Origin of the sequence: Rhodococcus sp. NJ-530, assembly GCF_003860625.1 — a bacterium.
In the GTDB taxonomy this organism is placed as follows: domain Bacteria; phylum Actinomycetota; class Actinomycetes; order Mycobacteriales; family Mycobacteriaceae; genus Rhodococcus_F; species Rhodococcus_F qingshengii.
In genome coordinates this window covers 5,385,918-5,412,917 of record NZ_CP034152.1, presented here as the reverse complement: position 1 = coordinate 5,412,917, position 27,000 = coordinate 5,385,918, and the positions used below count along the sequence as shown (strand labels likewise).

The following is a 27,000-nucleotide window of genomic DNA, read 5'->3' as shown; positions in this document are numbered from 1 at the left end:
GTGATTCTGACATTGCCTGCCCCACGTCCTCGTTGTGCTGGTTACTTCGCCATGTCCTGGGCTGCTCGGTACGAGAAGACCATGGCCGTGCCGAGCGGAACGCCAGGACCGGGGTAGAAGCGGCCGCTCAGTGACGCGCTCGTGTTGCCGGCGGCGTACAGGCCGTCGATGGCGCTGCCGTCGGCACGCAGGACTCGACCGTTGACGTCGGTGACCAATCCGCCCTTGGTGCCGAGGTCACTGAGGACGATGCGGGCCGCGTAGAACGGACCGTTCTCGATCGCCGTCAGTGCCGCATTCGCGCCGCCGTTGGGTGGGCAGAAGAATGCGTCGTACGGGTCTTCGCCGCGATGGAACTCTTCGTCGACTCCCAGCTTTGCGGCATCGTTGAACTTTTCGACAGTGCTGCGCAATGCGTCGGCCGGCAGTCCGGTCTTGGCGGCGAGTTCTTCGAGAGTGTCGGCGGCGACCCAGGTTCCGGCCTCGAGGTGCTTGGCGGGCGCCGTGTTCGGGATGCAGATGGCAGGTAGTCCGCCACCCTCGCGCGAGTCGAAGATCATGAACGACGGCACTGCAGAACCGTTGTCGTCGTGCGCATCCATGGCCCGGCCGAACTGGTCGTACGGGAGAGACTCGTTGAGGTAACGCTCGCCCGCGTTGTCGACGACGAGTCCGCCGCGAACGCCGACCATGAATGCGGCGCTGCCGTCCGGCTGCTCGACGCCGGGGCAGAACCACGCCTGATCGAGCAAAGCGGTTGCGCCACCGACAGCAATTCCGGCGGAGATCGCGTCACCGGTGTTGGCGCCGAAGGGACCCATACTCCAGATCGCTTTGCCGGGGGTGCCGGCCTGCTCACGCATCTCGGCGTTGCCTTCGATGCCGCCCGCTGCCATCAGCACACCGCGGTTCGCCTTGATTCGCTGGGTTTCGCCGCCGGATTCGACTTCGGCGCCGACAACCCGACCGTCTTCCACGATCAGGGAGGTGAGGATGGATTCGGTACGAAGTTCTGCGTTACCGGTGCTCTGGACTGCGGCCAGCAGTCGGCCGATCAGTGCGCGCCCACCGATCATCGGGCCGGGAGCATGATCCTGACCGGTGCGGTCTTGGTCGAGTTCCGGACGCACCTTGCCGGCGAGGTCACCGATGTCGGCGGGATCGAGATCGAGAGGGTTGATGGAGCGTCCCGTGTCCATCCGGCCTTCGGCCTTGTAGTAGTCGGGGAACGCACGGAACTCGAATTCGATGTGCGGGTTCTGCTCGAGTAGTGCGACGACATCGGGAGCGGTCTCGACATAGGCATCCTGGCGCTCGGACTCGGCGTCGCCGAGCAATGCGCGCAGATAGGTGCGTGCGTTCTCCGTTGAGTCGGGGAGTCCCGCACGTTCCTGTACTTGGGTTCCCGGCAGCCAGATGGATGCGCCCGAGTACGCGGAAGTTCCGCCGAAGCGATCGGTTTTCTCGAGGACGATCGTCGTCAATCCTCGAGCTGCCGCGGTGTATGCGCCGGTCAGCGCGCCGCCGCCGGAGCCGACTACCAACACGTCGCACTCGGTGGTCCAGTCCTGCATCATTGCGTCCTAACTCCAAGAGGGTGGGGTGTCCACGGAATACCGCACGGGGAGAGAAGGCCATGCCAGGTCCCACTGAGCGGGCAATATGCCGAGATGGGTGGTCGAGATGAGAGAATTGGCGAGGTCGTTCGCGACCGGGACACAGAATCGATGATGGGGGCGACGTTGCCGAGAATTGCCGAGGTCAGGGACGCTGCAGAGCCCAGTTCGGACGAGCAGCGGGCGCGCCATGTGCGGATGCTGGAAGCGGCGGCCGAATTGGGGACCGAGAAGGAACTCTCACGGGTACAGATGCACGAGGTCGCCAAGCGGGCGGGCGTGGCCATCGGCACTCTTTATCGCTATTTCCCCTCGAAGACGCACCTCTTCGTCGCTGTGATGGTCGAGCAGATCGACCAGATCGGTGCCAGCTTTGTCAGGCATCAGGTTCAGTCGGACAATCCGCAGGATGCGGTGTACGAGGTATTGGTTCGCGCGACTCGCGGGTTACTGCGTCGGCCGGCTCTCTCGACTGCGATGCTGCAGTCGTCCAGTACCGCCAACGTCGCGACGGTGCCGGACGTGGGAAAGATCGATCGCGGCTTCCGGCAGATCATTCTCGATGCGGCCGGGATCGAGAACCCCACCGAGGAAGACAACACCGGGTTGCGTCTGCTGATGCAGCTGTGGTTCGGGGTCATCCAATCGTGCCTCAACGGTCGAATCTCCATCCCCGATGCGGAGTACGACATCCGCAAGGGATGCGACCTGCTTCTGGTGAATCTCTCACGGCACTGACGTGACTTCGCCCCTCTCTGGGGAGGGTTCGTCATGTTCGCAAAATTGAAATCAATTCTATTTTTGAATCCGCATCAGTTGAGAGTTGATGTCAATCCGGACATTGCCCTGACATCATTAATAGAATAAATTACAGAAAATTAGACGGTGAGCCAGCTCACCGACCGAAAACTCCACGAAGGAGCGAACATCATGGGTCATGCAGTCATCGTCGAGGCCGCTCGGACACCGATCGGCCGTCGTCGCGGCGCCCTGGCGGGACTGCACCCCGCCGAGATTCTGGGAGCAGCGCAGCTCGGCGTTCTCGAACGGGCAGGCGTCGCACCGGAAGACATCGGACAGATCATCGGCGGCTGTGTCACCCAGGCAGGTGAGCAGTCCAACAACGTCACGCGGCAGGCGTGGCTGCACGCCGGATTGCCGTACAGCACCGCGGCAACCACTATCGACTGCGCCTGTGGATCCGCCCAGCAGGCAGTGCATTTGATTTCAGGCCTGATTTCGTCTGGTCAGATCTCGGCCGGTATCGGCTGCGGCGTCGAGGCTATGAGCCGTGTGTTCCTGGGTCAGGCAAACGCACCCGGAACGGGAAACCCGTACCCGGACGACTGGACCATCGACATGGGTGACCAGTTCACCTCCGCGCAGCGAATTGCCGAGAAGCGTGGGATCACGCGCGCCGACGTCGACGCGTTCGGTCTGGAATCGCAGCGCCGCGCAGCTCAGGCTTGGGCTGAAGGACGCTTCGACCGCGAGATCGTGCCCGTCAAGGCTCCCGTGGTGGACAAGGAAGGCGTGCCTACCGGTGAGATCGCCACTGTCACTCGCGACGGGGGACTGCGTGAGACGACGGCAGAAGCGCTGGCTGGGCTCAAGCCGGTCATCGAAGGCCATATCCACACCGCCGGCAACTCGTCGCAGATCAGTGATGGCGCGGCTGCGGTACTGCTGATGAGCGAAGAGCGCGCACAGGAACTGGGATTGAAGCCCCGCGCGCGGATCGTCGCGTCCGGCATGGTCGGATCCGATCCCTTCTATCACCTGGACGGACCGATCGAGTCCACCCAGATGGTGCTCGACAAGGCCAAAATGACCTTGGACGACATCGATCTCGTCGAAATCAACGAAGCCTTTGCCTCGGTCGTGCTCTCCTGGGCGCAGGTTCACGGCGCAGACCTGTCCAAGGTCAACGTCAACGGTGGTGCGATCGCGCTCGGACATCCCGTCGGTTCCACGGGCGCTCGTCTGATCACCACTGCGCTGCACGAACTCGAGCGCTCGAACAAGTCGACGGCTCTGGTCACGATGTGCGCCGGTGGCGCTCTCTCGACCGCCACCATTATCGAACGCATCTGACCCGTACTGACACTGTCGAATTGACGAGGTAGACATGACTATTGGATTGAGTGAAGAAGATCGTGACCTCCGCGACTCCGTACGGGGCTGGGCGGCGCGTCACGCAACACCCACCGTCGTCCGTGAAGCCGTCGAGGCGAAGGTCGAAACTCGCCCCCAACTCTGGAACGGGCTTGCCGAGCAGGGGCTTCTCGGACTACACGTAGCCGAGGAATTCGGCGGCGCAGGATACGGATTGGTCGAACTCGCCATCGTCGTCGAGGAACTTGGACGCTCGATGGTTCCCGGACCGTTCCTGCCGACGGTAGTGGTCAGCGCTGTTCTCAGTGATGCCGGAGAAACGGACAGACTGCCGACGCTCGTGGATGGCAGCACGCTCGGAGCTGTTGCACTACAGCCGGGTTCGCTGAAGATCACCCGCGACGGCGACAACACCACCCTCAGCGGAACGTCCAGCCTTATTCTCGGCGGCCATGTCGCTGACCTGTTCCTCCTCGCGACGGACAGCGGATTCGTTCTGCTCGGACGTGACCGCCTCGAGGTCACGGACTTGGCCAGCTACGACGTCGTGCGTCGTAACTCCGAGGTCACCGTCGACGGTTTGGTGCTCACCGATTCCGAGATCCTCACCATCGATACCCAGCGTGTACTCGACATTGCCGCAACACTGTTCGCGGCCGAGGCATCAGGCTTGGCCGACTGGGCAGTCACGACGTCGGCCGACTACGCGAAGGTGCGTCAGCAGTTCGGTCGCCCGATCGGCCAGTTCCAGGGTGTCAAGCACAAGGCTGCACGTATGCTCGCGCTTGCCGAACAGGCACGCGTCTGCGCTTGGGACGCTGCGCGTGCGCTGACTCCCGCCAACGGCGTCGGTGCCGAGGAGGCTTCTCTCGCAGCAGCCGTCGCCGGAGCCACGGCCCTCGAGGCTGGCTTCTCCGTCACGCGTGACTGCATCCAGGTGCTCGGCGGAATCGGCTACACGTGGGAGCACGACGCGCACCTGTACCTGCGCCGCGCGCAGTCCCTGCGAATTCTGCTGGGTTCCACGGCATCCTGGCGTCGTCGCGTTGCCGAGCTGACCATTGCCGGAACCCGTCGCGTGCTCAGCGTCGAGCTGCCGCCCGAGGCCGAGGCGATCCGAGCCGACGTCCGAGCCGAGCTCGCTCCTGCACTCGAACTCGAAGGCGCCGCCCAGAAAACGTATCTCGCGGAAAAGGGCTACACCGCACCGCACTTCACGGCTCCGTGGGGCAAATCCGCCGATGCCGTCAGCCAGCTGGTCATCGCCGAAGAACTGCGCGCTGCGAAGATCAAGCCGCACGACATGATCATCGGCAACTGGGTCATCCCGACGCTCATCGCGCACGGCAACGAAGAGCAGCTCGCCAAGTTCGTCCCGCCGTCACTGCGCGGCGACATCGTCTGGTGTCAGCTCTTCTCCGAGCCCGGCGCAGGTTCCGACCTCGCCGCGCTGAGTACAAAGGCCACCAAGGTCGACGGTGGCTGGAAGTTGCAGGGCCAGAAGGTGTGGACGTCGATGGCACGCGACGCGCACTGGGGAATCTGCCTCGCGCGCACCGACGCCGACGCCCCCAAGCACAAGGGTCTGTCCTACTTCCTCATCGACATCAAGAACAGTGGCCTCGACATTCGTCCGCTGCGCGAGATCACCGGTGAAGCACTGTTCAACGAAGTCTTCTTCGACGACGTCTTCGTTCCCGACGAGTGCCTGGTCGGCGAGCCAGGCGACGGCTGGAAGCTCGCTCGCACCACGCTGGCCAACGAGCGTGTCTCGCTGTCCAACGACTCGTCGCTCGGATCGGGTGGCGAGGCTCTTCTGAGCCTGGTCGACGGACTGCCAGGTGGCATCGACGACGAGCAGCTGACCGTGCTCGGAAAGGTGCTGTGCGACGCGCAATCCGGTGGTCTGCTCGGTCTGCGCACCACGCTGCGCTCGCTCACCGGCGCGCAGCCGGGTGCCGAATCCTCGGTGGCGAAGCTGATCGGTGTCGAGCACATCCAGCAGGTCTGGGACGTGGCAATGGAGTGGGCCGGACCGAGTTCACTTCTGGGCGAACAGCATCGGATTTCTGCAACCCAGATGTTCTTGAACTCGCAGTGCATGTCCATCGCGGGTGGTACAACCAATGTTCAGCTCAACATCATCGGTGAGCGAATCCTGGGTCTGCCTCGCGACCCTGAACCGGGAAAGTGACCTGCACATGAGCAATCGCACCTTCGTCATCGGCGTCGGCATGACCAAGTTCGAGAAGATCGAGACCCGCGACTGGGAATACCCGGACATGGTGACCGAAGCCGTCTCGAATGCCCTTACCGATGCCGGGATCGGCTACGGCCAGATTCAGCGTGCTGCGGTCGGTTACGTGTTCAACGCGTCGACAGCAGGACAGCGAGCTCTCTACGAGACCGGTCTGACCGGCATTCCGATCTTCAACGTCAACAACAACTGCGCGACCGGCTCGACGGCGCTGATGATGGCGCGCGAGTGGGTCCAGGCCGGACAAGCCGAGTGCGCCTTGGCCGTCGGCTTCGAGAAGATGACCAAAACGGCGTTGACCGGTAACGGTGAGATGCCCAAGGTCACGACCTTGGACTCTCAGCTGAAGATCATGGTCGAGGATTACGGGTTCGCGCGATCGCCGATGACAGCTCAGCTGTTCGGTAACGCTGCCGTCGAGCACATGAAGAAGTACGGCACCACGGTCGAGCAGATCGCAGCGGTGGCGGTCAAGAATCACAAGCATTCGGTGAACAATCCGTACGCACAGTTCCGTGACGAGTACACCCTCGAACAGGTACTCGGCGACAAGATGATTCACGAGCCGCTGACACGCTCGCAGTGCTCGCCGACCTCGGACGGCGCCGGAGCCGCGATCGTCGTGAGCGAGAAGTTCGTGCGTGAGCACGGCCTCGAAGACCGGGCGATCGAAATCGTCGCACAGGCGTTGACCACTGACACCGAGGCAGCGTTCGCCGAGAAGTCGATGATCGACGTGGTCGGCGCGCCGATGACGGCAGCTGCGGCAGAGCAGGTCTTTGCGCAGGCCGGGATCACCATCGATGACGTCGACGTCATCGAACTGCACGACTGCTTCGCGATTAACGAGATCATCACCTACGAGGGCCTGGGGATGTGCGCGGTCGGAGAAGGCGGAAAGCTCGTCGAATCCGGCGCGACCACGTACGGCGGCCAGTGGGTCGTCAACCCGTCGGGTGGTTTGATCTCGAAGGGACACCCGCTGGGCGCGACGGGCTTGGCGCAGTGCGCCGAACTCACGTGGCAGCTCCGCGGGACCGCGGATGCGCGGCAGGTCGACGGCGCTCGTATTGGCTTGCAACACAACCTCGGACTGGGCGGCGCGTGCGTCGTGACGGTCTACCGAGCCGGAACTTTGGAGAACTGATGGCTATCGATCTCGAGGTGGCGTTGGCCGCCGAACCGACTGTGCGCGAGGCGTCGTGGACCGATCGCGACGTCATGCTCTACCAATTGGGACTCGGGGCAGGGGTGAATGCTCTCGATCCCGCCGAACTGACCTGGGTGTACGAAAAGGGGCTGAAGGTACTCCCGACGTTTGCAATGGTTGCAGGCCAGGGAGTTTCGGCGGGTGTACTGCCCGCACCGTCGATGAGTATGCCGGGAATCGACATCGATCTGCGAAAGATCCTGCACGGTGGGCAGTCGCTGGCACTTCACGCGCCCATCCCGTCGACGGGTGCTGCCCGTATTTCCTCTCGGGTCGCCGATGTCTGGGACAAGGGTAAGGCAGCTGTGATCGTTCTCGAGACGGCGGCCGAGGACCTGGACGGGAATCCGTTATGGACCACCGGAATGCAGATCTGGGCGCGCGGCGAAGGTGCATTCGGCGGCAACGCCGGACCCGAAGTTGTTGCCGGGGTGCCTGATCGAGCGCCCGACAAGGTACTGACGTCGAGCACGAGTCCCTCACAGGCGCTGGTGTACCGACTCAGTGGAGACATGAACCCGCTGCACGCTGATCCCTCCTTCGCGAAGATGGCGGGCTTCGATGCACCGATTCTGCACGGCCTCGCGTCGTACGGCATCGTCTGCAAGGCCGTGGTAGACGGGATTCTCGACGGAGATCCGACGCGGGTGAAGAACTACTCGGTGCGGTTTGCAGGTTCGCTCTTCCCCGGCGAATCCATCACCACCTCGGTATGGCAGGACGGCAACACACTGACGTTGGCGGCGACGTGCCCCGAACGCGAGAACTCCCCGGTTCTCACGCACGCAACAATGGAGATCAACTGATGGACCTCGGTTCGCACCCCACAGCAGCGACACATCCGGGCGGCACGATTCTGACGTCGCCGCCGCAGGACGCCCCGGTCGACCGGGCCACGGCAGCAGCGCGTCGCGTTGTCGACGCGATGCTGCGCACCGACCGCGGAAACGCCAATTTGGACCGGGTTGCGGAGGAGCTCAACAGCATTGCAGAGCATCTCGAACAGCACTCACCCGAGGTGGCCGAGCGGTTGATCGACATGTGGAACGGTGAGGGCGTGACTCGTCACGACCCCGTGACCGGCCCCGAGAACGCCATTGCGCCGCCGCTCGTTCTGGAAGGGCTCGCTGACGGGTCGGTGCAGGGAGTGGTCACGTTGACGCTGCCGTACCAGGGCCCTCCCGGCCATGTGCACGGCGGTGTTTCGGCGCTGCTGCTCGATCACGTTCTCGGCGTCGCGAACGCCTGGGGTGGAACTTCCGGCATGACAGCACAATTGAGCACTCGGTACCATCGCCCGACTCCGCTGTTCGAGCCCCTCACGATCAGCGGCAAATTCCTGTCCAAGGACGGCCGCAAGATTCACACCGTCGGTGAGATCAAAACTGCGGACGGCGAATTGTGTGTGTCGGTAGAGGGACTGTTCATCGACAAGACCGTGCCGCGCCCCAGGTAGGGGCTTCGCCCCCGTGCGCCTTTTTGGTAGTGGGAACTACCAAAAAGGCGCACAGGGGTTCTGACGAAGGAAGGCCCAGTGGGCAAGCTCGACGGACGTGTAGCAGTGGTCACCGGTGCCGGTATGGGCATCGGGCGCGGAGTGGCGGGCGCGTTCGCGCGTGAAGGCGCGTCGGTGTTGGTTGCCGAGATCGACGAGGCAGCGGGCCTCGAAACCACCCAGTGGTTGCGGGACGAATGGGGCGCGGAGGCGGAATTCGTCCGGACCGACGTCACTGACAAAGCTCAGGTTGTTGCCATGGTCGACAAGTCCGTCGAGCGGTTCGGACGCCTCGACATCCTGGTGAACAATGCTTGGCGGACTTTCGGTTTCGCTCGGCTCGAGAAGATGACCGACGAGCAGTTGCGCGGCGGTTTCGACATGGCAGTGATGGCGGCATTCTGGGCGATGCAGGCTGCCCTGCCGGAACTGGAGCGTCACGGCACGGGCCGCGTGATCAACATGTGCAGCCTCAACGGCGTGAATGCTCACATGTACTCGGTGCAGTACAACGCGGCGAAGGAAGCATTGCGAACCCTGACTCGCACTGCTGCCCGCGAGTGGGCTCCAAAGCAGGTGAACTGCAACGTCATCTGTCCCGGTGCGCAGAGTGCGGCGTACAAGCGTGTCGCCGAAGCCAATCCGGAGAACGTGGCAGTGATGGCCGCACAGAACCCGATGGGGCGGATCGGCGATCCCCTCGACGACATCGGCCCCGTTGCGGCCTTCTTGGCAAGTGACGACAGCCGTTACGTCACCGGCAACACCCTCTTCGTCGACGGTGGTGGGCACATCAACGGCGTGCAGTGGGCGCCGACCGTCGACTGATCGACGGCGACGCAGCCGGTGTATCCGGCGTCTATTTGGCCGTGAACCCGGCGTCGACCGGCAACGCGATACCTGTGACGTATCGAGCCTGATCCGAAACCAGCCAGGCTATCGCGTTGCTGACGTCGGCAGCTTCGATCAACTCGACGTTCAAGAGGTTGCCCACGTCGGCTCCGCTCGATGTCGGGGAGTCCGCAAACAGCTTCGCGACCGCGTCGTTGACGACCATCGGTGTATTCGCGCCAGTCGGGTGCACGGAGTTGACACGAATATTGTGGGGAGCAAGCCAGTGCGACCACGTGCGCCCAAGCCCCACGATGGCGTGTTTACTCGCGCAGTAGCCGTCGGATCCGCCGGTGCCGTCACCTCCACGACCGACAAGTCCCAGAGTTGATCCGGTCAGGACTATTGCGCCACCTGTACCTTGTTCGATCATCGCGGGCGCTGCGGCCTGGACGGTATTCCAGACGCCGAATAGGTTGACCTCCATCTGGTCGCGGAAGGCGCGAGCATCGTCGATATCCGGGGACATCATGCCGATACCGGCGTTGGCCAGGACGATGTCGACGCTGCCCAGCTCCGCAATTCCTTCGGATACCGCAGTTCGCAGTGCGGACAGATCGCGAACATCCACTTCTCGCGCGACGATACTTCGTCCCAGGTTCTCGACCGCTGCTGTTGTCTGCCGCAAATCGTCGGCGGTTCCCATCGGGTAGGCCACCGATTCGATCTGACGGCAGATGTCGAGCGCAATGATGTTCGCGCCCTCCTGCGCCAATCGCACGGCGTGGCTCCTGCCCTGACCTCGGGCGGCCCCGGTGATCAGTGCGGTTTTGCCTTCCAACTGTCCGGGCATGCGTGCTCCGTCCGTCGTGAATCATGATTACTCGGTCATGAGTACTGACCCGAGGGGACGGCGAAATTCGTCGCCGGCGACGTAGTCTGAGTTCAGTTACAGCGGGAACTCGCTTCGGAAGAGAAGAGGCTCGGGATGTCCGATTGGGTGAAGAAGGTCGAAGCTGAAGCCAAAGGGCTCCTCGCCGAGGCGGAAGAAGAGCTGACCGTCCTTGAAGGTGTCGACACCATAGATCCGCTTGCCGACGACGATCCGGCACCAGAAGACGGCACCAAGCCGACGTCAGACTGACCCTGCGACCCGTCGGCGCGCCTCGACACCGCTCGGTATCTCAGAACGGTGGCGGGTCGTCCCCGTAGTCGATGGGTTCTCGGCGGGCTCGCGGTGATTTCCGCCGCTTGTATTGAACGTGCTCCTCTGCTCGTTTCTGTATCCGTCGGCGCTGGCGATTGCGATCACTCTGGATACGGGCAGCTTTGTTCTCCGCCTGGGTCCGCCGATTTCGACCGCCCTGGGGCGGTGTCGGTTCGTGCGATCCAGCCATCAATCCTGCGGGTCGCGTTCGGTAACAATGCCCGGTCGGCGACGTCAGCGACATGGTCCGATCCACGTTCGACGTGAACCGCCACCGGTCGGAATGCTTGAGGCGATGATGGTTGCGGCAGAACGCACTCATATTCGACGCGACCGTTTTACCGCCGCATTCGGGGTCGCCGTGATGGAACGGTTCATTGTGGTCCAGATCGGAATTCCAGGCAGGGACATCACAATGCAGCCATTGGCAGCTGCCCGCGATGATCCGTAACCAGGTATCGAGAACGGCGCCCGGTCGGTAGACGCGCGCCGAAGCAGGCACCGGCTCTGCGACGTCATCAGCAGGTGCTCGGACGTTTCGAATTACGGCGTCACGGGCGATATCGCGAGCATGCTCAGCGCTGATCACCCCGTACCCGTCGAGGTGGGCGGGCTCGCCGCCACCGTGCAGAGTGGAATCAGTCATCACGACGTGAACCACGGGCCGACGAACGACAACACCACCGCTACGATCCTGCGGGCAATCAGCTCGGCCACAGTTGCACGGCAAGAATTGTGATCCGTTGGTCAACTCGAAGAGCGCGTCGGCTCGTCGCTGCTCGTACGTTCGAGAGTCGTTTCGGCATACCGACATTGCCAACTCGCGTAGTCGGCCGTCGAATGCCCGAGCCTGTTCTGCCGGAACGCTTCCCAAGATCTTTGCCATCCCGTCCTCGGCAGCGCTGACTCCGACGAACCGATCGGTGAGAGCACGGCGTCGGCGTTCTCGCATACCTTCCGGGTCCACCATCGCCACGATCCGATCGATCGCCGCTGTCAGTCGCCTTCCCGTCAAGCCCGTTCCGCCTGCTACTGGTGGGGCGAGAACCTGCGCGAGCAGTAGTCGTTCCACCTCGTCGATCAATTCGTCTTTCACGTTCGCGGAATCGATCAAACCAACTCGGTACAGATCCAACTCGCCACGGGCCATCGCCGCTCGAGTGCGATGCAGACGAGTCTTTAACGAGAACCCCAACCCGATCAGCTTGCCGGCAGCCGCGCGACCCATCGTCAGTGACGCACCGACTTCCGACTCCGCCAACTCGTGTGCGGTCGACGACCACGCACCACTGGCGACATGCTCCGAGCTTCGCCGCGAAAAGAACTCGGCAATCACAGCGAGCTTGCGTTCGACCAGCATCGCCTCGCATGCATGCAGATCGGTCATGAGATCAACCAGCGCACAATCAGTTTCGGTACCGGTCAGCTGTGCTGAGATACCGAAGAGCTCTGTTGTCGGGTTGAACATGCATCCATTCTATTCGAATGTGTGTTCGATGCGAACTGAATTCTCAAATCAGTCGGAATAGTCCGAATCGGCCGAAATGCTTATTGTGCTTGCGTTTTGGATCCTGTTCATTCGAAACTCGAACGTGATTGTCGTGCCACTGTGTAAGTATCGGCTTGTGGCAGACAACGCGGTGAAACTCAGTGAACAGTCGCTTGTGCTCTTCATGGACTATGGACAGTTTTACATATACGGCGACGATGACGGTTTCGGGAGGGAAACGGACCTGCTCGAACTCGCGATGGCTTCGCGCCCTGCGTACAGTGACGGCACAGTTGTGATTGTCCTGAGCCCGCACCAGAACAACTTCAACATGCACACAACGGTCGAAGTCTGGTCCTCCCGACCCACATCCGATCGCGAGAAATGGCAGCAGGTCAGTGAGTCGTTTCTGGCGGTTGGTCCGCAGGGGTCAATCAGCTTTGATTCACCTCCGGGTGGGGAGTTCATTGTCTGTGATGTACCCGAGGGGTCATATCTGGTCGAGATTGCCGGCCGCGGTTTTGTAAACTACGGCTGGCCCGGATCGACGGAACCCGGAGATGTTTGGCGGGTGCGTATGTGGCCTGCAGGTGGTGACGAGGTGCGGCCATCGCTGCAGTGGGACATGCCGGGATATGGCGTTCCTGTGGACGAACCGATACCTGAACCGATTCCTCGTCCACAACGGGACATCGAGTCGAAATGGATAACGATTTACGGCGAGAACGGCGAGCCGTCCAGGGTTGTGCAAATCAGTGACCTCCGCGCCGAAGCTGCTGAACGAGAGCGGCAGGAGTGGGGAGGAGATCCGATGCCTGAACTCGAACGATTCCAGTCCGGCAAAGATCTAGCTCGTATGGACCGACCACTTGTCGAAGCGGTCGTCCGCATGAACGTCGCGACTCTTCGTCGACTCGCGTTTTGGGCCGCTGTGCAGGCGTATGAGCATGCGGGATTAGCCGACAGGGATTGGGTTCGTCCGGCCCTCAACGCTATGCATGTGGGACAACAACTTCCGGAACCCTTCGGAAATCGCACAGCGGCATTCGAGCACCTACACGAGGAGGAATTCGGTGCGGGGACCGAGAATGTGGAGTTGGAAGTCAAGATCGAGATAGTGGACCATTCGCCGCAACCGGAGTCCAATCCGTTCGATCACGGGAATATTCATGTCCCGTCCTACGCTCTCAATGCGATTTTCGACGCGATCGAATCGGACCCGTTGACCGCAGCGGTCAATGCATTGGGAACGGCAGCAGTCACGTTCGGGAAGGATATCCGCATGTTGTTCGCGAGAGCGCGAGTTGAATTCGACCTCGAAGACTGAACCCCAAGTTATTCAAGGGACCTTCGTAGTGCGGTGAGCGGATCCGAGGCATCTCGACGCCCACGCGGACCAGGCCCTTCGGGGTTGACGAAGCGGCCCTCGTCCGAGCGAGTCCACTCGCGTACGGCCCATCTCTCCTTGATCGCCCAACGGCCGTCGCGCCGCTCCATGTGGTCGATGAACCGCGCACCACTGGTGAAGTTGATCATTCCGATGTCTTCGGGCCCGCCCCAGTGTGTGGACATCGAATACGCCTCGCTGATCGCGTGGTCGCCGTGCAGTTCGACCAGGTGGTTGCCGATGTGGTGCATCGTGCCGCCGATCGCGGAGAGTTTTGTTGTGGCCCAGGCGATGTACTCGTCGATGGTGCCGTCGAATCCGGTGTGATGGTCGATCGCGTCCGGGTGGTAGGCGCTGCGGACGAGATCGAAGTCGAGGCGATCGATGCCGCGGCAGTACGTCAGAACCACCTCACGAATTGCCTGCTTGTCGATGAGATCCTGCAGTGCCTGGTCCATGTCACGCCTCCTTGATGCTGGTCATCCAGTCGAGTAATTCCGGTAGTTCTTCGGCAGCGCAATCGAATACGGCAGGCCGAAGCACCACGGCAGACGCGCCGCGGTCGGACCAGTCCAGGACCTTGTCAGCGGTTGCCGAGCGGTCGACGGACCGATTGTCGCGCCGAACCGGCGCCGCAGACACTTGCACACGTGCGGTATCCGGCTCGCGGTCGTGGGCTTCGAACGTGTTGCGCAGCAATGTGACACTGTCGGTGAACGTTCCCAGGTCGGTCGGGTTCACGGTCCAACCGTCGGCGACGCGTGCGATGCGGTCGAAGTTCCGCCGGCTTGGTCCGAAACCGAAGAGCACCGGTATTCGGGGTTGGATCGGCAGCGGGAGGCTGTGGTAGTTCTCGAAAGCGAAGTCGCGTCCCTGGAAGGTGGCCGGTGCATTGGTCCACAGTTCGCGACACGCTGCGACAGCCTCCTCCATGCGCCCGAATCGCGCGTCGAAAGGCATGTTGGTAGCGGTGTATTCGGCTTCTTGCCAACCGACGCCGAAACCCATGACGGCTCGACCTTCGGACAATGAGTCGAGAGTTGCAACCTGTTTGGCAAGCAGGGCGGCTGGGCGAACAGTGGCGATCAGAACCGATACTCCGAGGCGAGCGCGTTCGGTCACTGCGGCGATGGAGGAAAGAAGTGAAATCGGTTCGTACCAAGGGTGATCCAACGGGAACAGGAAGTTGTGTTCGGCTACCCGCTGAGCGTGTGCTTCGGCATTGAACCCGAGATGATCGCCGGTGCAGATCAGATCGATCCCGGCACGGTCAGCACGCGCGGCGAAGTCCAGAACCGGGCGAATCTTGCCGTCGAACAGGGCCTCGAGGCCCAAGATGTTGACGCCGATTTCCACAGTCGTCGTTCCTCTACAGTGCCCGCTTGGCATGCGCGGACATCTCGCCCATGTTGTCCAGACAGAAGAGTCTCGAGCTGAACTGCCAGGACCCGTCGACGCAGGTGAAGCGATCGAAGTAGCGCCCCGCCAGAATGGGTTGCAGGGCAAGATCTTCGGTACCTTGGATGACCGTGACGTACGAGAGTGCCGTCGCTGATTCACCGTCGACTGCGATTCGCGTGTTGGTCAGCAGATGTTTGGTTCGTGGAACCGGCGGATCACCGTACATTCGAATGAAGCCGCTGCAGGCTGCGAACACTGCGTCGGCGTCGGACGAAATGAGCGTGGTGGCAACCCCGTCCGGCCCGCACTGCCCGTAGTCGGACGAGGCGAACAATGCAGCGACTTCACGCAATCGGCCCTGATCGATCAGATGCGTGTACTCGCAGAGCAGGTCACGGATCGCCGACTCGGCGACGATCCGTGACAGCTCCGCGGTCATACGGTGATCTCGCGCCGAACCATCTTGCCGGTTGCATTGCGAGGCAGCAGATCGCTGGTGATGCGCCACTTCGACGGCACCTTGAAATAGGACAGTCGCTCGGCGGCGTAATCACGCAGCTCCGCCTCCGTTGTGGCGGCTCCGGGACGCAGGACAACCACGGCGGACACTTCCTGGCCGAGGTCGGGGTGCGGCATGCCGATGACAGCGCACTCGATCACGTCGGGGTGTTCGTCGAGCGTCTGCTCGATCTCGGTGGGGTAGACGTTCTCGCCGCCGCGCAGGATCAGGTCGGAACGGCGACCGGTGAGACGGAGACGCCCGTTCTCGATTACGCCGAAATCGCCGGTGCGGAGCCAGCGTCCGGGGGCAATTGCCGACTCGGTCGCCTCGTCGTTCTCCCAGTATCCGAGCATGACGAAGGGGCTGCGTACGCACACTTCACCTTCGATGCCGTCCGGCAGCCATTCGCCGAAGGGATCGCGAATCTCCATCGAGACGGTGATGATCGGACGCCCGAGAGTGCCTGGGAATTCTTCGAGTTCGGCGCCGACGGCGACCGCAATGGCGGTGCTGCATTCGGTGAGGCCGTAGCTGTCGACCAGAGCATTGCGTGCGAACGGCACCTGCTCCTTGAGGCGTTCTTTGAACGCGGGCGACGACGGCGCGGATGCCAGCGAGAATGCAGTCAGCGAAGAGACGTCGTACTTGGCGATGTTGCCGTGCTCGAGTAGCCGCGATGCCATCGTGGGGACAGCACCCCAGTTGGTGACACGCTCGCGTTCGACCAACCCGAGCACCTTGTCGACGTCGAATCCGCCCTCGGTCAGGATGACGGCACTGCCCGTCGCGAGACGGGGAACCACCAGATTGTGAAGGCTGGCGATGTGGAAGAGCGGGGAGGTGAGTAGATAACGCAGTGGGCTCGGCTTGGAAGCGTCGTACTCACGGCCGGTGAATGCGGCGCCGATCGCGTCGCTGTACTTGTGGTAGTCGACGACGGCCATCACGTTGCGGTGCGAATGGAGTGCGCCCTTGGGGCGGCCGCTGGTACCACTGGTGAACAAGATGACGGCGGGGTCGTCCTCGTCGATGTCGGTGCTCGGCACGTCGGAGCCTGCATATTCCGCGATGAGCGCGGGCAGATCCTCTTCCATGGTGAGGACCGTGATGTCTGCCGGCAGTTCGGGGAGGGCGGCGCCGCGCTTGGCGTCCACGACCAGAACCTTCGGACGTGAGAGCTCGATCCCGTGGGTGACCTCGCGCGGAACCCACCAACCGTTGAGACCGACTGCGATCGCGCCGAGCGCCTGCGTCGCGAAGAACGTCATGACCCATTCGGGAGTGTTGGCAGCGAGGATGCCCACACGGTCGCCCTTGCGGACTCCGTACTTGTCCCGCAGAGCAGTTGCCAGCGCGGCAACGGAATCGGCATGCTCGGTGAACGAGATTCGACGATCGCTGGTGACGAGATAGTCGCCGTCGCCCCAGGCGCGAGATGCCGAGATCAGTTCACCGATGGCGTGACCGCGGTTCTTCATCACAGGCATGACGGTGCCGAGAACCTCTTCTTCGACGATCTCGAATGGCCCACCTGGACCGGTGAGGCGTGAGACCGCCTGGTCCAGAAGCAACTGCGGATCTGCGGGGGCAGTCATGGAATGGCCTTTCGTATTGTGGCGCTTTTCACGTCACAAAATCTCACGAGAAAATCATATCTGTGGCGGCGGTTACCACTGAGCGAGACTGGGACCGTTCCGGCTCTGAGGCGTCGATACGTTCGAGTCGTATCGCAGTTGGAGTAATCGACATTCCGATATCGACTAGGACACAGGACACGATGACGAACACCGCCACCGAAGCATCTTCGAATGCAGCTCTTGCAGCTCCTCAGCGCGAGGACGTCGCGCAGATGTTGATCGACCGTCTCGGTGATCAGCACCTGGGCCTGCGGACGCGGACGCAGGACTGGAGCTGGGACGAGGTGGTGCGCGAGAGCGCAGCGCGCGGCTCGCTGGCGAAGTCGCTTCGCGCGCCCGGACCGTTTCACATCGGAGTACTTCTCGAGAACGATCCGGAGTTCCTGTTCTGGCTCGGCGGCGCGGCCCTGATCGGGGCCACGATCGTCGGCATCAATCCGACCAGGCGTGGAGCTGAACTCGAGGCTGAGGTCCGGTACGTCGACTGCCAGCTGATCGTCACCGACAAAGCAGGCTACGAGAAGCTTGCCGGCCTGGACCTCGGGCTGACCGAAGATCGTTTCGTCCTCGTCGACGACGCGTCGTACCCGGACAAGATTGCAGCACATCACGTCGAGTCGCCTCAGATCGACCTCGGTGTCGACGCGTCGACGCTGTTCTTGCTTCTCTTCACCTCGGGCACCACCGGAATGTCCAAGGCAGTGCGGTGCAGCCAGGGGCGTCTGACGCGGTTGGCCTACGCGAACTGCGCCAAGTACGACATCGACCGCGACGACGTCTGCTACTGCTGCATGCCGCTCTTCCACGGCAACGCGTTGATGGCTCTGTGGGCGCCGGCCCTTTCGCAGGGAGCTACGGTCTGCCTCGTTCGTAAGTTCACGGCCTCGGGATTCATGCCGGACGTTCGGTTCTACGGCGCAACATATTTCACCTACGTCGGTAAGGCCTTGGGGTATCTCATGGCGACGCCGGAACTGCCCGACGACATCGAGAACACCCTCACCCACGGCTTCGGGACCGAGGCGTCGCCGGGGGACAAGGCAGAGTTCATCCGTCGTTTCGGTGCACAACTTTTCGAGGGATACGGTTCGAGTGAAGGTGCCGGATCAGTAGTGCTCGATCCGAACCAACCTGCCGGAGCGCTGGGCCGTCCCGCGAGCGAGAACATCGTCATCGTCGATCCAGATACGCGCGAAGAGCGACCCCGCGCAATTCTCGACGAGCACGGTCACGTGCTGAACCCCGACGAATCCATCGGCGAGATGGTCGACAAGGCCGGATCGAAGAAGTTCGAGGGGTACTACAAGGACGAAGACGCGATCGCCGAGAAGATTCGCCACGGTTGGTACTGGACAGGCGATCTCGGCTACGTCGACGAGGCCGGCTTCATCTACTTCGCGGGACGCAAGGGCGACTGGATCCGCGTCGACGGTGAGAACACCTCGGCTTTGATGATCGAGCACATCCTGCGTCGGCACCCCAAAGTGATTGCCACGGGTGTCTTCGCGGTACCGGATCCGCGTTCGGGTGATCAGGTCATGGCTGCGATCGAGGTCGCCGATCTCGCCGATTTCGATCCGGTCGAGTTCGCCGACTACCTTGCCGCGCAGGCGGATCTGGGTACCAAGGCAGCGCCACGATTTGTTCGCGTTTCGACCGACCTGCCCGTCACGGGCTCCAACAAGGTACTCAAACGTGAACTTCAAGCCGATCGCTGGCGGACCGACGAACCAGTGTTCCACTGGGTGGGCCGAGGCACTCCCGAATACACGTTGATGACCGAAGCTGACGTGGTGAACCTGGAGAAGGAGTTCGAGACGCACGGCCGCACGCGGTTCCTGTGAGTGAAGTTGCGCTGGTGACCGGCGCTTCCCGGGGGATCGGCCGAGAGTGCGCGCTGGCATTCGCGCGCGCCGGATTCGACGTTGCAATCACTGCTCGCACCGTTCGTGAAGGAGAGGGGCGGGCAGCCCCGCGAACGAGGCAAGGCGAGCAAGTGATTCCGGTGCCCGGCAGCCTGGAGACGACGGTTGCCGAGATCGAGTCCTTCGGTGTGCGCGCATTGGCCGTTCCGATGAACCTGCTCGATCTGGCATCCGTCCGCGGCGCCGGTGAACGGGTGCTGGCCGAGTGGGGACGTGTCGACGTGCTGGTGAACAACGCCTATGCGCAGACTGTCGGAAACATGGACCGGGTGCTCGACATCGAGATCGACGACGCTCAGGCGATGGCGATCGGGAATTATCTGCACCAACTCGCTCTGGTCCAGGTGATACTCCCGTCGATGATCAAGAGCGGCAACGGCGTAGTGGTCAATCTGGCATCGGGCTCGGCGACCATGGATCCGCCTGCGCCTCCCGGCGAGGGTGGTTGGGGTCTGTCGTACGCCGCGTCGAAGGCGTCGTTCGGACGTATTGCCGGAGCGATCAACTCCGAGTACCGAGACGCCGGAATCAAAGCGTTCAACCTGAGTCCGGGATTTGTCATCACGGAATCAGGGAAAGCCCGTGGTGGCGCGGACGCAATCGTGGACGCCGGATTTGCGGCCACACCGGCATCCGTACCCGCTGCAGCGGCGGTGTGGCTTGCAACAGATCCCGATGCGGACCGGTACCTCGGTCGCGTCGTGGATGGTCCGAAATTGATGGCGACACTGGAGGAAACGGTATGAAGCTCGGCGTGGTCGTTCCGGTCGAACTGGGTCGAAGCGGAGACCCTGATTGGATTCTGCAATTCGCCCGTGCGGCCGAGTCGCTGGGTTTCGACGAGATCTCGGCAGTGGAGCACTCGGTGGTCATCGCCGACACCGAGAGCGAGTACCCCTATTCTCCGACCGGCAAATCGCATCTTCCCGATGACTGCGACATCCCGGATCCGCTCGAACTGCTTTCGTTCGTGGCGGGTGCCACAACCACTTTGGGCTTGTCCACTGGAGTTCTGGTGCTGCCCAATCACAATCCGGTAGTGCTCGCCAAACGATTGGCGACGCTCGATCGCCTTTCCGGTGGGCGATTGCGCATCTGCCTCGGCCTGGGGTGGATGAAGGAAGAGATCGAGGCGTGCGGCGGTGACTTCGAGCGCCGCGGCAAGGTAGCCGATGAGGCCATCGCGGTGATGCGCTCACTCTGGGCGGGCAAGGAAGCGGTCGATTTCGACGGCGATTACTTCTCGTTCAAGGGTGCGTACAGCTGGCCGAAGCCGCACCGCGAATCCGGAGTTCCGCTCTACATCGGTGGACACAGTCTCGCTGCTGCTCGGCGAGCAGGCCGGTTGGGTGACGGTTTCCAGCCGCTGGGACTGGCCGGTGAAGATCTCGACAAGGCCGTAGCAGCGATGAAAGCTGCTGCGGTGAAGGCAGATCGAGATCCTGCCGACGTCTCGCTGGTACTCGGTGCGACACTGCTCAGGCTCGACGAAGCGAAACTCGAGTGGGCACGCGGGTTGGGAGCCGATCGAATCGTGCTGTCCGCCAGTCGTCGTGGCACGTCGCTGGAACTGATCATCGACGAAATGGCCGAATGCTCGAAGCGGCTGGGGCTGAGTAACTAGGAGTGCGGGCGTGACCGGCAGCCATCGGAGCGGCTGCCGGTCATTGCTGTCGGAACGTCGATCAGTTATTGCTTGGTCAGCAATTTGCTCCGGAGCTTTGCGATCGTGTCGGCGTCAAGTTTCAGCACGTCCTGCGAAAACTTCTCCCACCCACCGAACTGGTCGCGAATCTTGTCGAGTACTGGCTGAATCTGGCTGGGACGCTGCTCCATCAACGGTTTCAACAGATCGACATCGATTCCTTTCGAAGACAGAAACGTGTAGGTCTGTTCGTTCTTGGCTTTGTTGTAGGTGTTCGACAGGACGAAGTCGTCGACGATGGTCTTGTCAGGAACACCCAGAATGCCGAGAAGTAGAGCTGTCATCAGTCCAGTGCGGTCTTTGCCTGCCGTGCAGTGGTAAGCGACTGCGGACTCGGAATCGGCGATGGTCCGTAGGGCTTGGGAATACCCAGTCATTCCGTCAGGCTTGGACAGTTGGTCGACGGCGCCGGTGTCGCTGATCCGGACGGCTTCACCGCCCCCGAGCACCTGCTCCACGATTGCAGGGTCACCAGATTTCAGGGCACTCGTAATCGCTGTGGCAAGAGCCTGAGTGCCGGCATCCAGGACTGCCGTGTTGACCACTTTCACGTTCGCGGGAACCTTGTCTGCTCCGTCCTTTGCGATCTCGCTGTCACCTCGGAAATCGACAACGGTCCGGATGCCTGCGTTCTCGATCGTTTGTTGATCGTCAGCAGTCAGATCGCTCAAGCGGTCGCCACGAAAAACCAGGCCCCACTTGACTGATCGGCCGTCGGCTGTCTCGTATCCGCCGACATCACGCACGTTGGCTGCGCCCTGCAGCGTCACGTGGCGGGTTGACGCGATGGTGGAAGTGCCGTCCTCGTCTATGACCTCGAAGTACCAGCGTGACAGTGGGTCGAGGCCGTCGACCTCAGTGGAGAAGCCGTCGACCGTGCCAATTTCCTTTCCTTCTGCGGCTGGGTTTTTCGGGTCGGTGGCGGCGAATACACGCACCTTTTCCGAGCCGCCGTGTTCCCAGACCAGTGAGTAGTGTCCGGCGGACGCTGATGTCACGTCGAGGTCGGTCGGCGTTTTCGCCGACTCGGCCTTGCTGCATGCGCCGAGTACGAGCATGAGTCCTGCCGCCGACAGCGCAAGAACTCGAGTTTTGCAAGTAGCCATGGGTCCTCCGAATCCAATTGGAAATCGGAGGCTACGCACCAGTGATCACTGTGTCGTGACCGTGTTGTGCAGAGCGGGAAAACTGCAGGCTGGAGTGCTTGTCGCCGATGATGATCAGGGATGGGCCAGCCCGTTCAGGAGCATCGCGCCGACAAAGATGGCACTGCTTGCGCGGGCGCTGCAGGACGGGTTGATCGCAATCGACGAACTCTGATCGAAGCGCGAGCGATCGGGTGCGTCGATCCGGGAGTCAGTCGAGGGCGGTGGCGTCGGTTGTCGGCGTCTTGGTGCCGGGAGTCGCTTCGATGTCGAGAACGACCTGGCTGTCGGTGGCTTCTTCGGGGAAGACGTACCGACGCATGGCCCACCAGCGGAAGGCCGTCGCCAGCAGGGTCCCGATGATCGATCCGCTGATGAAGTCCGCGAAGTTTTCCATCAACACCGACACCTCGGGTTGACGCAGATGGAACACGTACCGGGAGGTCCAGAGTGGTACCTGGTTGATGGCCAAACCGATACCCGCGACGATGAAGAACAGAGCGGCCTCGTGATGGCGCTGTCGACCACCGCGCTGCGCAAACGACCATTCGCGGTTGAGGACGTAGGACAGAACCGTCGCGATCAGGACCGCAAGGATGTTGGCCGTCACCGGGTGCTGAGGCAGAACCGTCCACTTGATGCCGAAGAACAGCACCGTGGTGACGATGAAGGCGATGCCGCCGACCACCAGGAACTTGAGCATTTCTGCGTGCGGCAGGACGCGCACGAGAACCCGCTCAGGAAGCCTATTGACCATCTTTTCGACAAACGCCATTGTTCGAGGCTAACCCTGAATACGACGGAGGGCACAAATCGTCGATGCCCGTGTCGGCAAGATCATCAGAATCCGTACCCGAGAATTGCGGGCTTCTGCGCGTTGAAAGCGAAGTCGAAATTCAGGATCTCCTGCGGATCGGACGCGTGGAGTCGGTGCGCCGCCGCGAAGGTCTTGGCCTGGTGCTCGCCCAAGTACAAGCTGCTCAGGACATCAGAGGGCATCGTGATCGCAGGCACCGCGTCAGTGGCCGCACAGGTGGCCTTGCCGCCCTTGACCTGAAGTGCGAAGGTTCCGCCGGCCTTCAGGAACGGATCTTCGACCTTGATGACGGTGTCCAGGTCAGCAGCATATTCACGAGCCTCGAGAGCCGCGGGAACGTCCATGATGCGCAGCCACAGTCGATCGGAGCGCGTCGTCGTCCGGGCAAGACGGTAGTCCGTCAGCATCAGCCGGAGAGGATCGGCAGGATGCTGGCGTGTCTCGATCCGGGTGACGAGGTCGAGGCCGCAGATCGTGCGCCACAGCGCCGCGTGCGCATCTTCGGTGATCGTCACGAACTCGTCGATCCGGGCGATGCTGTCGCGGCCCTCGCTCGTGTGCCGGTAAGCGATGTATCCGTCCGCGTGTGTCAGAAAGAACAGTCCGGAGGCGCCGTCACGATCCTCGGACGGGTCGGCGAACATATGGTCCCAGAGCGGTTGCGGACGGACCTGAGCGCCGGGTGTCTGCAGCCGCCAGCGGTCGTAGATCTCGGGAAGAAGCGTCGAGGCAGCTTTGATGTCGACGATGGACACGCCACCATTGTCGGGCACCTCGGGGCGGAATCGTGCGAAGCGGCGATCGAGGGTGATGCCTTCGCTGAAGGTGGCCGGGCCGTATCCGAAGCGGTTGTAGATGCCGGCCTCGCTGGCCGTCAGGGCCGCAAGTGGTGCTCCGGTCGACTCGATGTGGGCGTGAAGTGCAGTGAACATCGAGCGTAGGACACCACGTCGACGGTGAGTCGGGGCGACGGATACCCAGGTGATTCCGCGCGTGGGGAGTTGGCGTCCGCCGGGCACGGTGAATTCCATGTCGATTTCGATGGCCACGCCGACGGGTAGGTCACCGTCGACGGCGAGGATGATGTCCTCGGGCTTGTAGAGCGCCTTCGTCAGTTCGCTGACCGCGGGAGACGGGTGAAAACCGAACCCCACCGAGTCGAGTAGTTGGAGAGCCGGCCAGTCGCTCTCGGTAGCGGTGCGGATGGTGATCTTGTTTTCGGGGCTCACGTATATCGACTTTGGCATAGATTGCGTGAAGACGCACATGAATATCGGGGCTGACGTTTCCGCACCGGCTCCCAGGGGTACCGCCCGACGGACCAGTCCTGCGGCACGGAGAAAACCGATACGGAGAAACACTGTGGCGATCACCGACATCAAGGAATATGCCCATCTCACCGAGGAAGACGTCGAAGCGCTCGGGCGCGAGTTGGACGCCATTCGGCTCGACATCGAGGAGAAGCGCGGCGCGCACGACGCTCGATACATCCAGCGGACGATCGCGTTTCAACGCTCTCTGATGGTGGCCGGCCGCATCGTCTTGTTCGCCAGCAAGAAGAAGCCTGCCTGGATTCTGGGGACTGCGCTGCTGGGGGTCGGCAAGATCATCGAGAACATGGAACTCGGCCACAACATCATCCACGGCCAGTGGGACTGGATGAACGATCCCGAGATTCACTCGAGCAACTGGGAGTGGGACAACACCTGCCCGTCCTCGGGATGGAAGCACTCGCACAACTTCACCCATCACAAGTTCACCAACATCGTCGGACTGGACAACGACGTGGGCTACGGAATCATGCGCGTCACGCGCGATCAAAAGTGGCACGCCGACTATCTCTTTCAACCGATCACGAATTTTGTGCTCGCGACCCTCTTCGAGTGGGGAGTGGCACTGCATCACCTCGAAACGGACAAACTCCGCAAGGGTGAGGTGAAGTGGTCCGAGAAATCGGACATGGCCAAGGACGTCGGTAAGAAGATCGCGCGTCAGGTGGCGAAGGATTACATCCTGTTCCCCGCCCTGACCGGCCCCGCGTGGAAGACCACGTTGACGGCGAACGTCGTTGCGAACCTCATCCGAAACTACTGGAGTTACGCCGTCATCTTCTGCGGGCACTTTCCCGACGGTGCCGAGAAGTTCACGCTCGAGGAATTCGAGAACGAATCGCGCGCTCAGTGGTACCTACGACAGATGCTGGGCTCTGCCAACTTTCATGCCGGTCCCGTCATGGCCTTCATGAGCGGCAACCTCTGCTACCAGATCGAGCATCACTGCTTCCCGGATCTGCCGAGCAATCGGTACTCGGAAATCGCGGTGCCGTTGCGCGACCTGTGTGACAAGTACGACCTCCCGTACACGACCGGGCCGCTGTGGAAGCAGTACGGATTGACTCTGCGCACCATCTGGAAGTTGTCGCTGCCCAACAGGTTTCTCTCGGCTTCCCAGGACGACGCTCCGGAGACGCACTCGGAGTTGAAGTTCCGCATCCGAGGCGGAATCAAGGAAGTGTTCGGCGTCGATCCGCAGACGGGTAAGCGGCGCGGACTGCGAACAGCGATCGCGATGGTCTCGAGCTGATCAGTTACCGCTTGTGCGCCATTGAACGAACCACGAGATCGCCGGTCGACTGGATTGCCTGCACCAGCACGATCAAGATCACGACTGCGACGAACAGCACCGGTGTGTTGAATCGTTGGTAGCCGTACTTGATTGCGAAGTCGCCGAGTCCACCGGCGCCGATGGCACCTGCCATGGCCGAGAAGCCGATCAGCATCACCGCCGTCAGGGTTGCTCCTGCTACCAATCCCGGAACGGATTCGGGCAGTAGCACCTTGGTGATGATGTCTTTGTCGGTGGCGCCCATGGACCGCGCTGCCTCGACGCGTCCGGAATCGACTTCACGCAAGGCGTTCTCGACGACGCGCGCAAAGAAGGGCACCGAACCGATGGTCAGCGGGACGATCGCTGCCGTGGCGCCGAGCGCTGTTCCGACGATCGCCCTCGTTGCCGGGATGAGGAGCACCAACAAGATGACGAACGGCAGCGAACGGCCGATGTTCACCACGGTGCCCAGAACCGAATTGAGGACGCGGTTGGGACGGATTCCGTCGGGCGCGCTCGCGTGCAACAGAACACCGAGAGCGATACCGATGATCACGGTGAGCACGAACGAGACACCGACCATGTAGAGCGTGTCGAGTAGGGCTTCCCATGCTTCGCCCAGGGAATCCTGCCAGGACGTCTTGTTCATGAGAACGTCACCTTCACTCCGCGCTGCGAAAGATGTTCTTCGACAGACTTTCTTGTCTCTTCGTTGCTGACGAGTCCCGTGTGCGAGGCGAACTCCACGCGAAGGCGACCGACCTGATGGGATCCGATGTCCTCGATACCGCCGGAGATCACGGTGACGTCGACATCGAGATCGCGCGAGAGTTGGGAAATCACAGGCGAGGTCGACAGCGAATCGACAAAGGTGAGGAGTGCCGGAATTCCGGTCGGGGACGTTCGCACCGTTCCGGCCGGCAGTAGCGCCTCGCCGAGGGGTGAGTCCGGGTCTGCGACCAGTTCGGTGAGCGTTCCCTCGTCGACGATGCGTCCCTGGTCGATCAGGGCGGCGCGGTGACAGATCCGTCGAACCACGTTGAGCTCGTGGGTGATCAGAACAATGGTCACACCCAGACGTCGATTGAGGTCGGCGAGCAGGTCGAGGATCGAATCGGTCGTATCCGAGTCGAGGGCGCTCGTGGCTTCGTCGCACAGGAGGACATCGGGAGAAGCCGCCAAGGCCCTCGCGATCCCGACCCGTTGTTTCTGTCCGCCGGACAGTTGCGAAGGGAAGGCGTCACGTCGGTCTTCCAGGCCGACCAACTCGATCAGCTCGTCGACGCGGGCACGGCGATCTGCCCGCGAGTATCCCGCCACTTCGAGAGGGAAGGCGATGTTGGCGGCGACCGAACGGGAATGCAGCAGGTTGAAATGCTGGAACACGACACCGATCCGCTTGCGTGTGTCGCGCAGTTGCGCTGGGCTCAACGCGGTCAGATCGGTGTCGCCCAACAGAATCCGGCCACTGGTCGGGCGTTCGAGCAGGTTGAGGCAGCGCAGCAAAGTCGACTTGCCGGCGCCGCTTTTGCCGATGATGCCGAAGATTTCGCCGTCTTCGATTTTCAGGGATACGGAATCGAGTGCATGCAGAACTTGTGTGCCGCTGCGGTATTCCTTGGAGACCGATTCGATCGAGAAGACCATGACGGGT

Annotated in this window: 26 protein-coding genes; 14 read left to right on the top strand and 12 right to left on the bottom strand. The window is 62.0% G+C overall.

The window, feature by feature from the left end:
- Window positions 1-41: 41 nt before the first annotated feature.
- Window positions 42-1,574, bottom strand: coding sequence for an FAD-dependent oxidoreductase (locus EHW12_RS25190; protein WP_037128865.1), 1,533 nt, complete (start codon window positions 1,572-1,574; stop codon window positions 42-44).
- A gap of 153 nt (window positions 1,575-1,727) precedes the next feature.
- Between EHW12_RS25190 and EHW12_RS25185 the strand changes: the two genes are divergently transcribed.
- The 7 genes from EHW12_RS25185 (at window position 1,728) to EHW12_RS25155 (ending at window position 9,521) form a co-directional block, all read left to right on the top strand.
- Window positions 1,728-2,354: a TetR family transcriptional regulator gene (locus EHW12_RS25185; protein ID WP_030536987.1), complete on the top strand. Its 627-nt coding sequence runs from the start codon at window positions 1,728-1,730 to the stop codon at window positions 2,352-2,354.
- Between the two features lie 192 nt (window positions 2,355-2,546).
- Window positions 2,547-3,710 carry a steroid 3-ketoacyl-CoA thiolase gene (locus tag EHW12_RS25180; RefSeq protein WP_007732681.1) on the top strand — a complete coding sequence of 388 codons (1,164 nt, stop codon included), beginning with the start codon at window positions 2,547-2,549 and terminating at the stop codon, window positions 3,708-3,710.
- A 34-nt stretch (window positions 3,711-3,744) separates the two neighbouring features.
- Window positions 3,745-5,925 (top strand): acyl-CoA dehydrogenase, encoded by a 2,181-nt coding sequence (locus tag EHW12_RS25175; RefSeq protein ID WP_125052004.1) that lies wholly within the window; start codon window positions 3,745-3,747, stop codon window positions 5,923-5,925.
- A 7-nt stretch (window positions 5,926-5,932) separates the two neighbouring features.
- Window positions 5,933-7,135 (top strand): lipid-transfer protein, encoded by a 1,203-nt coding sequence (locus EHW12_RS25170; protein ID WP_125052002.1) that lies wholly within the window; start codon window positions 5,933-5,935, stop codon window positions 7,133-7,135.
- A complete protein-coding gene (locus EHW12_RS25165; RefSeq protein WP_125052000.1) occupies window positions 7,135-8,004 on the top strand; it encodes a MaoC/PaaZ C-terminal domain-containing protein in 870 nt (289 codons plus the stop codon). Before EHW12_RS25170 ends, EHW12_RS25165 begins: the two co-directional genes overlap by 1 nt.
- Window positions 8,004-8,654: a PaaI family thioesterase gene (locus EHW12_RS25160; RefSeq protein WP_003940283.1), complete on the top strand. Its 651-nt coding sequence runs from the start codon at window positions 8,004-8,006 to the stop codon at window positions 8,652-8,654. Before EHW12_RS25165 ends, EHW12_RS25160 begins: the two co-directional genes overlap by 1 nt.
- 78 nt (window positions 8,655-8,732) lie before the next feature.
- Window positions 8,733-9,521 carry a glucose 1-dehydrogenase gene (locus EHW12_RS25155; RefSeq protein ID WP_007732675.1) on the top strand — a complete coding sequence of 263 codons (789 nt, stop codon included), beginning with the start codon at window positions 8,733-8,735 and terminating at the stop codon, window positions 9,519-9,521.
- A gap of 31 nt (window positions 9,522-9,552) precedes the next feature.
- Here EHW12_RS25155 and EHW12_RS25150 read toward each other — a convergent pair whose 3' ends face one another.
- The gene (locus tag EHW12_RS25150) at window positions 9,553-10,377 is read right to left on the bottom strand and encodes a mycofactocin-coupled SDR family oxidoreductase (RefSeq protein ID WP_003940537.1); all 825 of its coding nucleotides are present in this window, start codon (window positions 10,375-10,377) and stop codon (window positions 9,553-9,555) included.
- Window positions 10,378-10,512: 135 nt separating this feature from the next.
- Here EHW12_RS25150 and EHW12_RS34735 point away from each other — a divergent pair, with 135 nt between their 5' ends.
- Window positions 10,513-10,668 carry a hypothetical protein gene (locus tag EHW12_RS34735; protein WP_003940615.1) on the top strand — a complete coding sequence of 52 codons (156 nt, stop codon included), beginning with the start codon at window positions 10,513-10,515 and terminating at the stop codon, window positions 10,666-10,668.
- A 40-nt stretch (window positions 10,669-10,708) separates the two neighbouring features.
- Here EHW12_RS34735 and EHW12_RS25145 read toward each other — a convergent pair whose 3' ends face one another.
- A complete protein-coding gene (locus EHW12_RS25145; RefSeq protein WP_125051998.1) occupies window positions 10,709-12,199 on the bottom strand; it encodes a DUF222 domain-containing protein in 1,491 nt (496 codons plus the stop codon).
- An 832-nt stretch (window positions 12,200-13,031) separates the two neighbouring features.
- Here EHW12_RS25145 and EHW12_RS35465 point away from each other — a divergent pair.
- Window positions 13,032-13,547 carry a hypothetical protein gene (locus tag EHW12_RS35465; protein WP_230691710.1) on the top strand — a complete coding sequence of 172 codons (516 nt, stop codon included), beginning with the start codon at window positions 13,032-13,034 and terminating at the stop codon, window positions 13,545-13,547.
- Window positions 13,548-13,555: 8 nt separating this feature from the next.
- On the opposite strand, the gene EHW12_RS25135 is transcribed toward EHW12_RS35465, so the two are convergent.
- Genes EHW12_RS25135 through EHW12_RS25120 form a run of 4 tightly spaced genes read right to left on the bottom strand, consistent with a single transcriptional unit; the run spans window position 13,556 to window position 17,105 of the window.
- A complete protein-coding gene (locus EHW12_RS25135) occupies window positions 13,556-14,065 on the bottom strand; it encodes a nuclear transport factor 2 family protein (RefSeq protein WP_042924821.1) in 510 nt (169 codons plus the stop codon).
- A gap of 1 nt (window position 14,066) precedes the next feature.
- A complete protein-coding gene (locus EHW12_RS25130) occupies window positions 14,067-14,963 on the bottom strand; it encodes a TIGR03619 family F420-dependent LLM class oxidoreductase (RefSeq protein WP_007732672.1) in 897 nt (298 codons plus the stop codon).
- A gap of 13 nt (window positions 14,964-14,976) precedes the next feature.
- Window positions 14,977-15,447 (bottom strand): nuclear transport factor 2 family protein, encoded by a 471-nt coding sequence (locus EHW12_RS25125; protein ID WP_030536992.1) that lies wholly within the window; start codon window positions 15,445-15,447, stop codon window positions 14,977-14,979.
- Window positions 15,444-17,105: a class I adenylate-forming enzyme family protein gene (locus EHW12_RS25120; protein ID WP_007732670.1), complete on the bottom strand. Its 1,662-nt coding sequence runs from the start codon at window positions 17,103-17,105 to the stop codon at window positions 15,444-15,446. The genes EHW12_RS25125 and EHW12_RS25120 overlap by 4 nt, the downstream gene beginning before the upstream one ends.
- Window positions 17,106-17,287: 182 nt before the next feature.
- Here EHW12_RS25120 and EHW12_RS25115 point away from each other — a divergent pair, with 182 nt between their 5' ends.
- Genes EHW12_RS25115 through EHW12_RS25105 form a run of 3 tightly spaced genes read left to right on the top strand, consistent with a single transcriptional unit; the run spans window position 17,288 to window position 20,696 of the window.
- Window positions 17,288-18,991 (top strand): AMP-binding protein, encoded by a 1,704-nt coding sequence (locus EHW12_RS25115; protein ID WP_125051996.1) that lies wholly within the window; start codon window positions 17,288-17,290, stop codon window positions 18,989-18,991.
- Window positions 18,988-19,818 (top strand): SDR family NAD(P)-dependent oxidoreductase, encoded by an 831-nt coding sequence (locus tag EHW12_RS25110; RefSeq protein ID WP_030536994.1) that lies wholly within the window; start codon window positions 18,988-18,990, stop codon window positions 19,816-19,818. The genes EHW12_RS25115 and EHW12_RS25110 overlap by 4 nt, the downstream gene beginning before the upstream one ends.
- Window positions 19,815-20,696: an LLM class F420-dependent oxidoreductase gene (locus EHW12_RS25105; RefSeq protein WP_125051994.1), complete on the top strand. Its 882-nt coding sequence runs from the start codon at window positions 19,815-19,817 to the stop codon at window positions 20,694-20,696. The genes EHW12_RS25110 and EHW12_RS25105 overlap by 4 nt, the downstream gene beginning before the upstream one ends.
- 65 nt (window positions 20,697-20,761) lie before the next feature.
- On the opposite strand, the gene EHW12_RS25100 is transcribed toward EHW12_RS25105, so the two are convergent.
- Entirely contained in the window at window positions 20,762-21,883 is a 1,122-nt protein-coding gene (locus EHW12_RS25100; RefSeq protein WP_082845730.1) for a tyrosine-protein phosphatase, read from the bottom strand.
- A gap of 55 nt (window positions 21,884-21,938) precedes the next feature.
- Here EHW12_RS25100 and EHW12_RS35460 point away from each other — a divergent pair, with 55 nt between their 5' ends.
- Window positions 21,939-22,097: a hypothetical protein gene (locus EHW12_RS35460; protein WP_223304510.1), complete on the top strand. Its 159-nt coding sequence runs from the start codon at window positions 21,939-21,941 to the stop codon at window positions 22,095-22,097.
- A gap of 36 nt (window positions 22,098-22,133) precedes the next feature.
- Here the strand turns inward: EHW12_RS35460 and EHW12_RS25090 are convergent, their stop codons facing one another.
- Both EHW12_RS25090 and EHW12_RS25085 read right to left on the bottom strand, forming a co-directional pair.
- A complete protein-coding gene (locus tag EHW12_RS25090) occupies window positions 22,134-22,697 on the bottom strand; it encodes a GtrA family protein (protein WP_003939753.1) in 564 nt (187 codons plus the stop codon).
- Window positions 22,698-22,762: 65 nt separating this feature from the next.
- Window positions 22,763-24,118, bottom strand: a complete 1,356-nt coding sequence (locus EHW12_RS25085; RefSeq protein ID WP_082920597.1) for an enhanced intracellular survival protein Eis — start codon at window positions 24,116-24,118, stop codon at window positions 22,763-22,765.
- On the opposite strand from EHW12_RS25085, the gene EHW12_RS25080 reads away from it, so the two are divergent.
- Entirely contained in the window at window positions 24,102-25,322 is a 1,221-nt protein-coding gene (locus tag EHW12_RS25080) for a fatty acid desaturase (protein ID WP_021331991.1), read from the top strand. The genes EHW12_RS25085 and EHW12_RS25080 overlap by 17 nt on opposite strands.
- A 4-nt stretch (window positions 25,323-25,326) precedes the next feature.
- Here EHW12_RS25080 and EHW12_RS25075 read toward each other — a convergent pair whose 3' ends face one another.
- On the bottom strand, window positions 25,327-25,995 hold the full coding sequence (locus EHW12_RS25075) for a methionine ABC transporter permease (protein WP_007732650.1): 669 nt from the start codon (window positions 25,993-25,995) through the stop codon (window positions 25,327-25,329).
- Window positions 25,992-26,993, bottom strand: coding sequence for an ATP-binding cassette domain-containing protein (locus EHW12_RS25070; protein ID WP_064443730.1), 1,002 nt, complete (start codon window positions 26,991-26,993; stop codon window positions 25,992-25,994). Before EHW12_RS25070 ends, EHW12_RS25075 begins: the two co-directional genes overlap by 4 nt.
- Window positions 26,994-27,000: the final 7 nt, after the last annotated feature.

Coding starts and splice junctions, on each gene's coding strand:
- EHW12_RS25125 (WP_030536992.1), bottom strand. CDS start 15,447: ATGACCGCGGAGCTGTCACGGATCGTCGCCGAGTCGGCGATCCGTGAC.
- EHW12_RS25090 (WP_003939753.1), bottom strand. CDS start 22,697: ATGGCGTTTGTCGAAAAGATGGTCAATAGGCTTCCTGAGCGGGTTCTC.
- EHW12_RS25150 (WP_003940537.1), bottom strand. CDS start 10,377: ATGCCCGGACAGTTGGAAGGCAAAACCGCACTGATCACCGGGGCCGCC.
- EHW12_RS25135 (WP_042924821.1), bottom strand. CDS start 14,065: ATGGACCAGGCACTGCAGGATCTCATCGACAAGCAGGCAATTCGTGAG.
- EHW12_RS25070 (WP_064443730.1), bottom strand. CDS start 26,993: ATGGTCTTCTCGATCGAATCGGTCTCCAAGGAATACCGCAGCGGCACA.
- EHW12_RS25160 (WP_003940283.1), top strand. CDS start 8,004: ATGGACCTCGGTTCGCACCCCACAGCAGCGACACATCCGGGCGGCACG.
- EHW12_RS25165 (WP_125052000.1), top strand. CDS start 7,135: ATGGCTATCGATCTCGAGGTGGCGTTGGCCGCCGAACCGACTGTGCGC.
- EHW12_RS25190 (WP_037128865.1), bottom strand. CDS start 1,574: ATGCAGGACTGGACCACCGAGTGCGACGTGTTGGTAGTCGGCTCCGGC.
- EHW12_RS25075 (WP_007732650.1), bottom strand. CDS start 25,995: ATGAACAAGACGTCCTGGCAGGATTCCCTGGGCGAAGCATGGGAAGCC.
- EHW12_RS25100 (WP_082845730.1), bottom strand. CDS start 21,883: ATGGCTACTTGCAAAACTCGAGTTCTTGCGCTGTCGGCGGCAGGACTC.
- EHW12_RS25085 (WP_082920597.1), bottom strand. CDS start 24,118: ATGTCGGTGATCGCCACAGTGTTTCTCCGTATCGGTTTTCTCCGTGCC.
- EHW12_RS34735 (WP_003940615.1), top strand. CDS start 10,513: ATGTCCGATTGGGTGAAGAAGGTCGAAGCTGAAGCCAAAGGGCTCCTC.
- EHW12_RS25175 (WP_125052004.1), top strand. CDS start 3,745: ATGACTATTGGATTGAGTGAAGAAGATCGTGACCTCCGCGACTCCGTA.
- EHW12_RS25185 (WP_030536987.1), top strand. CDS start 1,728: ATGATGGGGGCGACGTTGCCGAGAATTGCCGAGGTCAGGGACGCTGCA.
- EHW12_RS25120 (WP_007732670.1), bottom strand. CDS start 17,105: ATGACTGCCCCCGCAGATCCGCAGTTGCTTCTGGACCAGGCGGTCTCA.
- EHW12_RS25105 (WP_125051994.1), top strand. CDS start 19,815: ATGAAGCTCGGCGTGGTCGTTCCGGTCGAACTGGGTCGAAGCGGAGAC.
- EHW12_RS35465 (WP_230691710.1), top strand. CDS start 13,032: ATGCCTGAACTCGAACGATTCCAGTCCGGCAAAGATCTAGCTCGTATG.
- EHW12_RS25115 (WP_125051996.1), top strand. CDS start 17,288: ATGACGAACACCGCCACCGAAGCATCTTCGAATGCAGCTCTTGCAGCT.
- EHW12_RS25180 (WP_007732681.1), top strand. CDS start 2,547: ATGGGTCATGCAGTCATCGTCGAGGCCGCTCGGACACCGATCGGCCGT.
- EHW12_RS25170 (WP_125052002.1), top strand. CDS start 5,933: ATGAGCAATCGCACCTTCGTCATCGGCGTCGGCATGACCAAGTTCGAG.
- EHW12_RS25145 (WP_125051998.1), bottom strand. CDS start 12,199: ATGTTCAACCCGACAACAGAGCTCTTCGGTATCTCAGCACAGCTGACC.